The following is a 13571-nucleotide window of genomic DNA, read 5'->3' on the forward strand; positions in this document are numbered from 1 at the left end:
CCGCAACGAGGCATCCTGATGCGAGGCTTATTGCAGAAAAACAGCTTTCCGTACTCAGGCAGTTCATAGTGCAAACCGCGGAAAAGAAGGATCTAGCGGAGTACCACCAACGCTACTTTTGCTGGGAAAAAGAGATGAGCTTTTTGGCAAACCGTAACCCTTAAGGAGTGAGAGTTCTGCTGGCATACGAGCTCTAGCCTAAATGCGTGTGCTTTTTGTCTGGTTTGGCTTCGATATTCATATCGGCCAAGCCTTGCAAAATACCGCAAGAATCTACCGTTTGCTCAGTTTGGCATTGTCGGCGCAAATCAGCCAATTGCTGTTTGAGATGCTCCAATTCTTTAATGCGTACTTCAACATGCTCAATGTGCTGGTCAAATACCGAATTGATTGCACTACAACCATCAGCGGGCTGATCGGTTAAACGCAATAAAGTGTGAATTTCTTCGTGGCTCATATCGAGTGCACGGCAGTTGCGAATGAAGCGCAAACGCTCAACATGTTCGGCGTTATAGCTGCGGAAATTCCCTGCGGTTCGCGCTGGCGTAGCTAATAAAGCTTCTTTCTCGTAAAAACGAATGGTTTCGACCGAGCATTGTGCGATATGGGCTAACTCACCGATTTTCATGCCAACCTCCAAATAGGCCTTGACCCTGTAGCTGCTTCAGGGTTTGTAATGTACAGCATCATAGCTTGAGGAAGAGATCATGTCCAAGTACCAGCGCGTTCAAAGCTCAACGCCACATGAGGGCAATGTAAAGCTTCATGCGTCATCGTGCTGTGGAGGCCATGCACATTCGCACGAAGGCAAAAATACCGACGTGGATTTGGAACAACTCGCTGCCGCACAAAGCAGCCAAGATGGCGTGCAAACGCCGATTCGCATTATGCAAATGGATTGCCCGACCGAAGAAGGCTTGCTGCGTAAAAAGCTGGGCAGCATGGCGGGTGTTAGCGGGATGCAGTTCAATTTAATGCAGCGCGTGTTAACGGTAACGCACGAGCCAGATCAGCTGGACGCGGTGTTGGCGGCGATTCGCTCGCTCGGTTTTACGCCAGAGCTCGCTAGCGACGCCGCGCCAGCAGCCGAGTCCGCCAAACCATGGTGGCCTTTGGCCTTGGCAGGTATTGCCGCCATCGCCTCGGAAATAGCGCATTGGAGCGACTTACCCCAGTGGAGTATTGCCACGCTGGCGATTATTGCTGTGTTGGCTTGCGGCATCACAACGTATAAAAAAGGCTGGGTCGCGATTCGCAATGGCAATTTAAATATCAATGCCTTGATGAGCATCGCCGTCACCGGTGCCTTGCTGATCGGCCAATGGCCGGAAGCGGCGATGGTGATGGTGCTGTTTACGATTGCCGAGTTGATCGAAGCCAAATCGCTCGACCGTGCACGCAATGCAATTTCTGGCCTGATGCAACTCACGCCTGAAGTAGCGACAGTGCAGCAGGCTGATGGTAGCTGGCGCGAAGTCGCTGCTAAATCGGTGGCAAAGCAAGCGCGCGTGCGGATTAAACCGGGCGAACGCATCGCGCTCGATGGTGTGATTGTTAGTGGGCAATCAAGTATTAACCAAGCACCGATTACCGGCGAGAGCTTGCCAGTCGAAAAAACCATTGGTGATGCGGTGTTTGCCGGCACGATTAATGAATCGGGCTCGTTCGAATACACGGTGACTGCCGCAGCGGGTGACAGCACTTTGGCGCGGATTATTCATGCAATTGAAGCCGCGCAAGGCGCGCGCGCGCCGACGCAGCGTTTTGTCGATCAATTTGCCCGCGTATACACGCCGATTGTGTTTGCGATTGCGCTCGCGATTGCCGTAGTACCACCGCTATTTTTCGGAGGTGTATGGCTGGCGTGGATTTATAAAGCGCTGGTACTGCTGGTGATTGCTTGCCCGTGTGCATTGGTGATTTCAACGCCAGTAACAATCGTCAGCGGACTGGCTAAAGCGGCACGGCAAGGGATTTTGGTCAAAGGCGGGGTGTATTTAGAAGAAGGGCGCAAGTTAGCGTGGCTGGCGCTGGATAAAACCGGCACGATTACGCACGGCAAACCAGTGCAAACCGATTTCATCGTAATCGGCACGCGCGACGCAGCTGAGGTGCAAAGCCTTGCTGTCAGCCTTGCCAGTCGTTCAGATCATCCGGTTTCACGCGCCGTAGCGGCAGCAGCAAAAGACGTCGCCATTTACAATGTGAACGATTTTGAAGCGTTAGCTGGGCGCGGCACCAAGGGCGTTATTAACGGCCAGCAATATCATTTGGGTAATCACCGTTTGGTGCATGAATTAGGCTGGTGCTCACCGGAACTCGAAACACAGCTCTTTGCGCTGGAGCAGCAAGGCAAAACAGTAATTTTGCTCGCCAATGAAGTGGGCGTCATCGCGCTATTTGCCGTTGCTGATACAGTCAAAGACAGTAGCCGCCAAGCGATTGCCGAGCTGCATGAGCTGGGCGTTAAAACCATTATGCTGACTGGCGACAATGCCCACACGGCGCGCGCGATTGCCGATCAAGTTGGCATCGACGAAGCGCGTGGTGATTTGCTGCCAGAGGATAAATTACAAGTCATCGAAAGCAAACTCAGCAGCGCAGGCAAAGTCGGCATGGTCGGCGATGGCATTAACGACGCGCCAGCGCTGGCGCGCGCCGATATTGGTTTTGCGATGGGGGCTGCGGGCACTGGCACCGCGATTGAAACGGCCGATGTGGCGCTAATGGACGATGATTTGCGCAAATTACCGCGCTTTATTCGGCTTTCGCAGCGCACCCACGCGATCTTGCTGCAAAACATTGCGCTGGCTTTGGGGATTAAAATTGTCTTTTTAGTGCTGACTTTGACAGGCAACGGCACGATGTGGATGGCCGTGTTTGCTGATGTGGGTGCTAGCCTATTGGTCGTTGCCAATGGTTTGCGTTTATTGCGTAAATAGGAGAGTGAAAATGGATTGTCCCGCTTGTAAAACGGAACGTTTGGTTATGAGTGAGCGTCAAGGAATCGAAATTGATTACTGCCCTCAGTGTCGCGGTGTTTGGCTTGATCGAGGTGAGCTGGACAAAATTATTGAGCGCTCGCAGAACGGAACTGCAGCGGCTGCGCCTACACCGATGACTGTGAATCATCAGCAAACCGCACCGCGTTACCCGCACGAATCAAATCGAGACTATGGACATGGCAAGAAACACCAACCCAAATCAATTTGGAAAGAGCTATTTGATTAAGCGGTACTCGATTGATGTCCACATCACAACTCGTTCAGTATTTCAATCAAAGCATGACAGTTGCCAAGGCCGAACTGAAGGTCGGCAATTTTTCTGGTGCATTTTGCCATTTAGAAAAGGCACATATTCTTGGTCAGCAACAGCTGTTGAGACATTGGACTGTGCATTGCTGGATGCTGCGCGTAGCCAGCGCGCAGCATAATTGGGCTGAAGCTGCTGGGCAAATCTGGCGCATTATCCTTACGCCACTGGGCCATATGATCGGGCGTTTACCGCAAGGCAATACCGGGCGCGCCAATGTGAATGCCTTTATCCCGATGCCCATTCCTCAAGAACTACAACAGATACTCGATATGAATACAAGCAGTACGAACTCGGCCATTTGCACTGAATTAGTTACTCCTTCAGCCAATGCATACAGCTCTAAACCGTTATTTCTGGTTTGGGTTTTTCTGGCCAGCATGCTGACCCTCTTTGATCAGGCGATCAAAATCAGTACCGCGACGCTATTACCATTGAACGGCAGCATGGCTATTACGCCGTGGTTTAACTGGGTGCATGTTTTAAATCCGGGTGCAGCATTTTCATTTCTCGCCGACGCTGGCGGTTGGCAACGGCACTTTTTCACCATTGTGGCAGGCCTCGTCTGCACTTATTTGCTCTGCTTACTGTGGCGCGGGCTGAAAAGCCGCTTGGAAACTGTCGCTTACATTTTTATTGTTGGTGGTGCGCTAGGGAATGTGATTGACCGAATTAGAATCGGCGCGGTGGTCGATTACTTAGATTTTTACTGGCGGACGTGGCATTGGCCTGCGTTCAATCTGGCCGATATTTTCGTTGTGATCGGCGCTTTGCTGATGGCGATTTCAGCCATCAAAAATCAATTGAAATGAAGAGTCAAAGCATGAAGATTTATCATACCCTGTTCATATTACTCGGCTTATTCAGTAGCCATTTCGTATTAGCAAGCGATGAAATGCTAAACCGTCCAGTTAAACTACAAAGCGAGGCAATCCTCATTGACGCGCTCTCGGTTACGCTACAGCACGCGATCATCGCGTCCAGCGCTTATCAGGGCAGCAATCCAAGCTTGAAGCGCTTGGCCAAGCAGGAAATAAGTAAACGCCAACAAGATTTGCAACGATTACATCAACTGAGCAAAACCCCTGTACCCAGCCAAAAGTCACCGGCCAACCTCAACAATAATGGCCTCGCCTACCAAAAATCGATGTTACAAAATCACGCTCGGCTTATTGAACTCGCTGAATTTGGTTCCAGCTTGAAACTTTCAAATCCAATTCGACGCTACCAGCAATCACTCTCAGGCGATGTAACCTCTGAACTTTCGATGCTAAACAAAATTTTAGAATCCTGAACATTAGTAGATCGGCAGAATGCTAACAAGGCCACTGCCCGATTAAGTAGTGGCCTTTTTCAAATGGCACATACATTGGACTAGCGTTAACTAGAGTTAAATTTATTACTTTATAAGTAGCTGCGCCATCATCCCCTGCCCTTCATGCTCCAGAATATGGCAGTGGAACATCCGTAAGCCTTTATCGTGCTGCACGGTTTTGATGCGCACTGTTTCGTAAGGGCACAGATTGATAGTGTCGTGCAGCGCGCGATACGGCGCATTGCGGCGCTTACCGTCCAGTTTTGAATCCAAAACGATAAATTGTGTGCCATGGATATGGAACGGATGATCCATGTGCGAGTTATTAAAAATTTCCCACACTTCAACTTCACCCACCTTGCTGGTTAAATCAACGCGGTTCATATCAAAGCTTTTGCCGTTTACCAGAAAAGCCATGCTATGCACGCCATTGTCCATGCTCATCGTTTCGCTAAATTCGACTTTCTTGAGCGCGGTAGCGCGGCCAAAGTCTGCGATTTTTCTTAATTGAGCAGGAATTGCGGGTGTCGGGCCGTGGGTGAAATTGAGCTGCGCCACAATTCGATCCACCTCTGGTGCGATATTACCCATTTTCTCTCGATCATAAGCCAGTGCCTTAAGGGGCAATGTGGCTGCTTTACCATCGCCAACTATGACTTCAATTCGTTGCCCAGGCACGAGCAAGATTTCGTCTTTGAGAGTCGGTTTTTCCAGCAAACCCCCATCAGTCGCCACCAGCGTCATTTTTTGCCCCGGTATCGCTAGGCGCAAATAACGCGCGCTGCAGGCATTCCAGATTCGCAAGCGTTGCCGCCCTGCAATCGTAATCACCGGTTCACGCTGGCCATTCACCAGAACAAATTGGCCTTCGCGACCATTCATCCAGTCATTCGCAGTGTTATCGGGAATCAGGCCTTCAGCGTCAAGCTTCAAATCAGAAATGACTAAATACTGCTCGACAAATGCGGCCAGCGGATCGCTCTTGCTACGAACAATAAATAGTCCCGCAAGGCCGCGATACACTTGCTCAGGCGTGTCGCCATGCGGGTGCGGATGATACCAATACGTTCCAGCACTGTTTTCAGGGAGCTTGAAACGGTAAACGCGCTCACCGCCTGCGGGTACGGCATCGTGCGGATTGCCGTCTTGCTCGGGTGGTACCGGCAAACCATGCCAATGTATCGTCGAGGCTTGCGCAAGCTGATTAATAAAGCGAATCTCAATTTCATCGCCCTCAAAAGCTTCAATCAACGGCCCAGGTACTTGACCGTTATACAGCCACATTGGTGTTTTCTTGCCCGTGGTCAATTCGACCTCGTGCTCTGCGGCAGTTAATGTTGCTTCAAAACGCTGGAGCGCAGTAGCGGTATTGCGCAAGGGGGCAAGTGGTACATGCGACTGCCCTGCTGTCAGCGCTTTTTCGGGTAGCAAGGGCATATCAGCAACTGTTTTCAAGGCTTGCGGCATAGCCCCGCCATCGTGCTTAGCGTGATCCATCACCGCCCAGACTGGGTTCGCGCCCAACCAGCCCATCGCGCCCATACCGGCTGACACGGTTAAGAATTGTCGTCTATCCATAACGCTCTCCTAGAGCGGCAACATCGTTAAATCATAATCCTGTTACCGCATCACGTTTGCAAACAAACTCGTGATCTGACTTACTTAGCTCAGAGCAGTCCTTTGGAATCAATACAAGGGTATTGCTATGAAGTCATTTATTTTCAATACATAGATAGCAATACCCTCAGTCTTTACTTCAAAGCAAATCGGAATTGTTCCGCCGCTTTACCAGGTAAAGTGACTTTTAATAGGGCTTTCGTCCCTGCAACTGCTTTGTATTGACCGGTAGCCATAAAGCCATCACCCATAGGCATCAATTTCACCGTCTGCTTCTCACTGCCGTTCAGGAGTGTCAATTCAGCCGCAACACCTTTCGCTGCGACCGCTTTGCCTGCGTGGTCAGATAAATAAATCATCAGCATATTGCTATCGAGGCTGAGCTCTGCACGATTACCTGATGTTGCTTCGGCCATGACACCATTGTGCATCGGCTTCATATCGCCATCAGCGAAAGCCAAATTGGAAGCAAGTACAAAACCGAATGCAATTAACGTTTTTTTCATGATATTTCCTTGAGTAAAATGCCCGAAGGCTGGGGTTAAAACGCGGTCTGGTTGTTTTCAGCCAGTAAGCGTTGTAATGGTTTTTGACCGAACAGCCAGAACATCAGCGGGGTCAGTAATGTGTCGAGAATGGTCGAGCTGATCAGCCCGCCAAAAATCACCACGGCGACCGGATGCAAAATTTCTTTGCCCGATGCATCAGCAGCAAACAACAGCGGCACCAAGGCAAGAGCCGCTGTCAGCGCGGTCATCAAGACCGGCGTCAGGCGCTCAAGCGAACCACGGATAATCATGGCCTGACTGAAGTGTTCACCTTCGAACTTGCATAGATTGATGTAATGGCTGACTTTCAGAATGCCGTTGCGCGTGGCAATGCCGGTTAGCGTAATAAAGCCAACCAAAGACGCGACCGAGAGCGAGATTCCTGCCAGCCACATCGCGAGCACGCTGCCAATCAGTGCCATCGGAATATTGCCCATGATCATCGCCGCCAGAACGGCTGATTTATAGCGGCTGTAAAGCACCATAAAAATCAGCGAGAGCGACACAATCGATAGTCCCGCAATCAACTGACTAGCAGCTTCTTGCGCCTGAAACTGCCCTTCCAGACTAACAAAATAACCATCCGGCAATTTGTTTTGAGCGAGCACACCCCGAATCTGCTTAATGATCGCCGCCATGTCCGAGCCATTGGTATTGGCTGAAATCACAATCCGGCGTCGGCTGTTTTCTCGACCAATTTGATTCGGGCCATCACTCTCTTCGATACTTGCCACTTGCGATAGCGGTACTTTGCCGTGCGGTGTGTCGATCAGGATATTGCCCAAGCCTTGCGGGTCACGCGCAGCGTCGGGCAGACGAATCACCAGATTAAAGCGCTTATTGTTATCAACAATTTGCGCGACAGTGTCGCCTTCGGTGAGCGTTTCCAGTGTTTTCAGCAAAGTACCCGGCGACACGCCAAGCTGCGCGGCACGGTCGTAATCGATCCGCACTTTGATTTGCGGAATCAACACCTGCTTCTCAATCTGCAGGTCAGTCAGCCCCGGTATCGCAGCCAATTTCTCTTTCAGATTGGCCGCTTCACCGCGCAGCGCATCCAGATCATCACCGTAAACCTTCAGTGCGATTTGCGCCCGAACGCCTGATAGCAAATGGTCAAGTCGATGTGAAATCGGCTGACCAACCGTCGTTGTGGCAGGTAATGGCGCAAGGCGCGTACGAATATCGGCCATGATGTCTTCGCGCGAACGCTCGGACTTCTTCAGGTCGACATCAATTTCGCTCGAATGCACTCCCTCTGCGTGCTCATCCAGTTCGGCGCGTCCGGTACGCCGCCCGACGCTTTTCACTTCAGGCACTTCAGCAATCAAGATTTCGGCCAAACTCCCGACTCGATTGGCTTCTGTGAGCGAGGTACCCGGATTGAGTAACAAGCTAATCGTCAACGTGCCTTCGTTAAACGCAGGTAAAAACGCTTTTGGAAAGTACGGCACCGTTGCCAGCGCAGCCACGAGTAGCAAAACAGCCAAACCAAGTGCCAGTTTGGCGTGTGCAAACGAGGCGACTAAAGCACGCTTATCCCACCGTTTTAGAAAGAGCACCAACTTTGAATCGCCGTGCTCGATTTGCTTCATTTTGGGCAATAGGAAGTAGCACATCACCGGCGTCACCGTCAGCGCCACCAATAAACTGGCCAAAATCGACGTGATATAGGCCACGCCCAGTGGTGCAAACAAGCGCCCTTCAATCCCTGGTAAGGCAAACAAAGGTACAAAGGCCAGCACCACGACCATCGTCGCAACGACTACACCGGAGCGGACTTCATTGCACGCGGCCGCAATCACTTTGATGATGTGCGTTACGCCTTTGGGCTTGTTTTCTTTCAGTCGTCGTAGGACGTTTTCGACATCGACCAGCGCATCATCGACCAACTCACCAATCGCAATCGCCAAACCGCCGAGCGTCATCACATTGATCGACAAGCCCATCGCCTTGAAAACCAGAAAGGTAATCGCTAGCGAGAGCGGGATAGCCGTCAATGAAATCAGCGTCGTGCGGCCATTCATCAGGAACAGGAACAGAATAATCGCGACCATGATCGCGCCATCACGCAAAGCTTCTTGCACGTTGTGAATTGAGGCTTCAATAAAATCGGCCTGGCGGAACGAGATTTCTGGCTTGCTGATGCCCGGTGGCAAGGACTTACTTAAGCTCGCGAGTGCATCTTCGATTTCACCACTGAGGCGAATCGAATCGGCATTCGGCTGCTTTTGCACGCTGACAATCACCGCAGGCTTACCGGCGAAACCGGCATCGCCGCGTTTAAACGCGGCGGCAAACTTCACCTCGGCGACTTGCTTGAGCAGAATTGGCTGGCCATTGATCACCTTGACCGCCAGATTTTGCATATCTTCCAGCTTGGTCGTGCGCCCCATATTACGGATCAAATATTCGCGCGCATTTTGCTCCAGATACCCGCCACTGGTATTGCTAGAAAACCCTTTAAGTGCAAGCTCTACATCTTCATACCCGACACCCAGCTGCGCCATCATGGCGGTGTTTGGCTCAACCCTGAATTGCCGGACTTCACCGCCAATTGGAATCACTTGCGCGACACCAGGGATCGATAACAAGCGTGGGCGCAGAACAAAATCAACGTACTCCCGCACCGCCATTGGACTGGCTTTGTCGGGATCGGCAGGAAATGCAATCAACATGATCTCGCCCATTACTGACGAAATCGGCCCCATGGCAGGCTTTACGCCTTCGGGTAGAGCCTCTTTCACCTCTGCCAGCCGCTCGGCGATCAATTGCCGATTACGATAAATATCCGAGCCCCATTCAAACTCGGCATACACAATCGATAAACCAACCCCAGAAACCGAGCGAACTCGCGTTACACCCGGCATGCCGTTGAGCGCCGTTTCCAGTGGGAAACTGACGAGTTGCTCCACTTCCTCCGGTGCCATCCCCCCAGCCTCGGTCATGATGGTGACGGTGGGTTTGTTCAAATCAGGAAAGACATCGACTGGCATTTTGCTGGCAGTTAAACCGCCATAGATCAACAAAATGGCCGCGATGGCGACGATGAACAACCTGTTTTTCAGGCTTTGATTCACAATCCAGCTAAACATGACTTTCCCCTTAGCGGATTTGATTAATCAAAGTGGCACCCTGCGTCACGACGCGGCTGCCCGGTTTGAGCTGTGTGACCAGTACCGTTTTGCCATCGACCGGAATCGGTGTAACAGGCACTACGCGAAAAACGAGCGCACTGTCGTGTAGCCAAACCACTGATTCATTCGCCGAGTTTTTGACGAGGCTGCTGGCGGGTATACGGATGCCCTTGGTTTGTTCGCGTGTCTGCACGACCAATTTGACGGTTTGTCCCAACGCGAGCGGCGTAGCTTCACTAGGTGCAAACAACAGTGGTAATGCGCCATCCCGCAGCGCGCTCGCACCACCTAAATAGCGCAGCGATACCCCTTGAAATGAGGCGCTAGCGATATTGCCGACTAAGGCCGGATCGTAGGCCAGCGCTTCAATCAGCATGCTTTTGGGCTCAACAATTTCGAATAACACTGCGCTGGAATCAACGACCTGCCCATTGATCGCATTGCTGGCCGCTAATACGCCCGACACTGGTGCGCGCAAAGCTTCACCATCACTGGCTTTGGCGAGCGCAGCAAGGCGAGCGCGTAGCCCATCCAATTCAGCCTGAGCAGCTTGAATCTCTTTACGTGGCACACTATTGGAGAGTTCGTTCAGGCGCGCAGCAGTTTGCTCTGCTAATTTCAGTTTGCTGCGTGTTTCAGCCAACTCAGCCTGCTGTTGCGCCAATTCGTATGAACTGGCAGCGGGCTTCACCCATGCCAGAATTTGCCCCTGACTTACTTTGCTGCCCAGCAAAGGCAAGCCCCCCTGCGGGGCGCTAATGCGACCGCCACTACTGGCCTGCACTCGACCACCGCGATTGGGGTCCATCACGACATGGCCATTAAGCTCGACTGCGCGTGCAGCTGAGCCTTCACTCGCTAGCAGTGTGCGAATTTCCAGGCGATGTTGCGCCGTTTTGGGCAACAGTACGCGACCATCGGGCAGGCGCTGTGGCTTGTCACTGTTCGTTGTTGCAGCAACAGGTGCAGCACCATGATCTTCATCGCCATGCGCCCATAGCGAGCCGCTTGTTGATGCCAAAAGAGCTAGGCCAATGAGATTGATTTTGAGAGTTTTTTTACGCGACATTATGCCTTTGCTCCTGAAGATTGATCGCTTGAACGACGCTGGCGAATGACGATGAACGCCAGTGCAGCGATGCCCGCCAAACCACCAGCCAGCCACCATCCAATCGTTCTCGGTGTAGGAGCATGCTCTTCAGCCAGTACAGGTTTTGCGACTTTGAGCGTGGTTTCAAGCAAGTCCGATTGCTCACCAGCAATGACGGTAAATACGAGGGCATGTTCACCAACGCCAGATAAAGCAGGTACTTCAACGGCATACTCACCGGGAACGGTCGCTTTGAGCTGTGCTTTGATTGTGCCGCTTTCAACCTCAATTTGCGCCTTTTCAACCGGCGCATTGTCGCTATAGCGATCCAGATACACTTGCAAAGTGTTGCCTTTCAATTGCACCAAAAGCTCAAAGTCATCCGATTTAGCTTCGGCAGTGGGCAATCCACCACTGCTGACTGCGACAGGCTTCGCACCGCCGCTATGGTCTTCATCGCCATGGGCAAAGGCCGGGCTGGTGTTGATGAAAAACATCCCGCCCAAAATGAGCGATAACAATACCTTTTTGGGCATCATGGCAAGATTCCTGCGGCTTGATTAACTCTGGAAATGGCGCGGTCTACTGCAAGGCGCGAACGGGCATGCTCGGATTCGGCAGCAAAACGCTCTTGCAAGCTTTTAAGCTGCGTTGTCAGATCGAATTGCCCCAATCGGAAGCCTTTTTCTATCCATTGCGCACGCTCATTGGCCAATTGCAATTGTTCGGCGGCAATGTCTTGTTCGGTACGGCTCTGTGCCAGCTCTGCTTGAGCAACCTTCAATGCATTGGTAATTTGCTGCTTTTCAAGGTCTAGCTGAGTTTGTGCTTGAATCAGCGCAGCATTAGCGGCTGTGATGCGTGGCTGATTTCTGGCTTCGGAACCAAATGGGATTTTGATGCCCACTTTCACACGACCGCGATAGGGCTCGTCGGAGGCGTCTTTTTCCGAGGTGTAAGTCAGGGCGACTTCTGGCGCATTGCGCGTATCCCCTGCCGCCTGTTGTAACTTGGCCTGTGCGCTATTGGCGTTGAAGCCAAGGCTGGCTAGCAGTGGATGCTCGCCAGAACGTTCCTGCAAAGCTTCTGATTGTTCCGGTAAAGCTGCGCCGCGACTGAGCAAAGTAAAACTTTGCTGCGCGCGCTCGAACGCAAGCTGGGCAATTCCGACTTCTTTCTTGGCTTGCAACACGGCAATTTTGCTTTGCCTATCATCTGTGGTTGCCAAATCACCGGCTTTAACCCGGCGGCTGACATCGATGGCGATTTCTTGCTCCGCCGCCAATTTTCGCTTGGCCAGATCAAAATCCAATTGAGCCAGCCGAGCTGCCCACCAAGCTTCGCGAAGCGATCCAGCCAAGCTCAGGCGAGCGAGCGTCGAGTCGGCAGTAAACGCAGCTTGTTCGGCGAGTGCCACGTTGGTGGCGCGTTCACGCTGACCATAAGTCCAAACGGGCGTAGATAGCTCCACCTCCCATTCGCGGCGGCCAGTGTTGTCGTTGAGTTGATCGGTCGTATGAGAAAAACCAATACTTGGCGGCTCGGGTGTCCAGGCCTGACTGGCTTGAATGTCGGCGCTATAGCGCTCTTTTTGCGCATTTTGCGCGGGGATTTGTGCCGACCAAGCTTGATCGAGCGCTTCGCGCAGCGTTGCGGCTTGTGTGGCTTGTGAAGTGGCTAGCAGAAACAGGCAGGCCAGTGCGCAAGCGTGCAATGTCTTAACAGCAGACATGATGAATCCTTGTTGAGTGGAAAACGTGTCAAGACGTTCCAGCGCAACCCGGATTGACTGCAAAAAATAGCGGACAAGATTAAAAAAACGCGAAGTGCGTCAATGAATCTACGGCCAACCCAAAGGCTAGCTCAGTTGCTATTGCTTACAGCAAAGAAGGAATTAAGGTCGCGCCAGAATTAGGCGCGAAAGAAAGGGGGTCGTAACGGAGGGGGTGTATTCAAACTCAGTAGCGCATGCAGGGTAGCTGCATTTTGCACAGAGCGCAGCGGCGCTATCATTGTGATGTCTGCAGCTAAAGGCACAGCTGAAGTACACGTATTGCAGTGGCTACCTTGGCTTTTTTTAGCATCCGCTGCATGGTGAACTTTAGTTTTAGAGTTATCGTCAGAACCGTGATGATCAGCGTTCACCATCATTTCATTGTGATAATTCGAGTGAGTATCTTCCTCCGACGGAAATTCCTTCGCAGCAGCCACACTCAGTGACAGCGCGAATGAAATTAGTATCAAAAGAAAAACGCGGATAATTTGCACGGAGAAGTCAAAAAGCCAAGTGAGAGCTAGTGTAGACGAATCTACTCAACAAAATCAACAGTAGATAGGTGTGGTTTATTGCTCATGGATGTCGAAATGGGGAGTGGATATGTGGGCTAAGCTTGTAGGGGGTCTTGTGCAAACTTTGTAACGCATTGTAACTGGCAGTGGGCATACATTGCCAATAGCGGACTTGCCTGAGTCATCCCTTGGGTGTCTGTACCCGCCGGAGGCTGTGTAAAAACAAATGGGATCATTATCAACAAAAGCGCAATTACAGCTAT

12 protein-coding genes are annotated in these 13571 nt (G+C 51.6%); 4 read left to right on the forward strand and 8 right to left on the reverse strand.

Annotated features, from left to right (window positions below; translation table 11 throughout):
* Positions 1–193: 193 nt before the first annotated feature.
* A complete protein-coding gene (cadR, locus tag QV747_RS16395) occupies positions 194–628 on the reverse strand; it encodes a Cd(II)/Pb(II)-responsive transcriptional regulator (protein ID WP_273428661.1) in 435 nt (144 codons plus the stop codon).
* Positions 629–707: 79 nt separating this feature from the next.
* Between cadR and QV747_RS16400 the strand changes: the two genes are divergently transcribed.
* From QV747_RS16400 to QV747_RS16415, 4 genes are read left to right on the forward strand one after another with little or no spacing between them, the layout of a single operon-like run.
* The gene (locus tag QV747_RS16400; protein ID WP_273428663.1) at positions 708–2942 is read left to right on the forward strand and encodes a heavy metal translocating P-type ATPase; all 2235 of its coding nucleotides are present in this window, start codon (positions 708–710) and stop codon (positions 2940–2942) included.
* 10 nt (positions 2943–2952) lie between these two features.
* The gene (locus QV747_RS16405; RefSeq protein ID WP_273428666.1) at positions 2953–3231 is read left to right on the forward strand and encodes a zf-TFIIB domain-containing protein; all 279 of its coding nucleotides are present in this window, start codon (positions 2953–2955) and stop codon (positions 3229–3231) included.
* Positions 3232–3245: 14 nt separating this feature from the next.
* Complete coding sequence (gene lspA / locus QV747_RS16410) at positions 3246–4124, forward strand: signal peptidase II (protein ID WP_273428668.1); 879 nt, start codon at positions 3246–3248, stop codon at positions 4122–4124.
* Between the two features lie 11 nt (positions 4125–4135).
* Positions 4136–4606, forward strand: a complete 471-nt coding sequence (locus tag QV747_RS16415) for a hypothetical protein (protein WP_273428669.1) — start codon at positions 4136–4138, stop codon at positions 4604–4606.
* Positions 4607–4711: 105 nt separating this feature from the next.
* Here the strand turns inward: QV747_RS16415 and QV747_RS16420 are convergent, their stop codons facing one another.
* The 7 genes from QV747_RS16420 to QV747_RS16450 form a co-directional block, all read right to left on the reverse strand.
* Positions 4712–6205: a multicopper oxidase family protein gene (locus tag QV747_RS16420; RefSeq protein ID WP_273428671.1), complete on the reverse strand. Its 1494-nt coding sequence runs from the start codon at positions 6203–6205 to the stop codon at positions 4712–4714.
* 173 nt (positions 6206–6378) lie between these two features.
* The gene (locus QV747_RS16425) at positions 6379–6750 is read right to left on the reverse strand and encodes a hypothetical protein (protein WP_273428674.1); all 372 of its coding nucleotides are present in this window, start codon (positions 6748–6750) and stop codon (positions 6379–6381) included.
* Between the two features lie 35 nt (positions 6751–6785).
* Complete coding sequence (locus QV747_RS16430) at positions 6786–9887, reverse strand: efflux RND transporter permease subunit (protein WP_273428677.1); 3102 nt, start codon at positions 9885–9887, stop codon at positions 6786–6788.
* A gap of 10 nt (positions 9888–9897) precedes the next feature.
* Positions 9898–10998, reverse strand: a complete 1101-nt coding sequence (locus QV747_RS16435) for an efflux RND transporter periplasmic adaptor subunit (RefSeq protein ID WP_273428679.1) — start codon at positions 10996–10998, stop codon at positions 9898–9900.
* Positions 10998–11558: a hypothetical protein gene (locus QV747_RS16440; protein ID WP_273428681.1), complete on the reverse strand. Its 561-nt coding sequence runs from the start codon at positions 11556–11558 to the stop codon at positions 10998–11000. Before QV747_RS16440 ends, QV747_RS16435 begins: the two co-directional genes overlap by 1 nt.
* Complete coding sequence (locus QV747_RS16445; RefSeq protein ID WP_273428684.1) at positions 11555–12751, reverse strand: TolC family protein; 1197 nt, start codon at positions 12749–12751, stop codon at positions 11555–11557. The genes QV747_RS16440 and QV747_RS16445 overlap by 4 nt, the downstream gene beginning before the upstream one ends.
* Positions 12752–12930: 179 nt before the next feature.
* Complete coding sequence (locus QV747_RS16450) at positions 12931–13287, reverse strand: hypothetical protein (protein ID WP_273428686.1); 357 nt, start codon at positions 13285–13287, stop codon at positions 12931–12933.
* Positions 13288–13571: the final 284 nt, after the last annotated feature.

The sequence above is a fragment of the uncultured Chitinibacter sp. genome (genome assembly GCF_945957625.1).
Lineage (GTDB): Bacteria > Pseudomonadota > Gammaproteobacteria > Burkholderiales > Chitinibacteraceae > Chitinibacter > Chitinibacter tainanensis.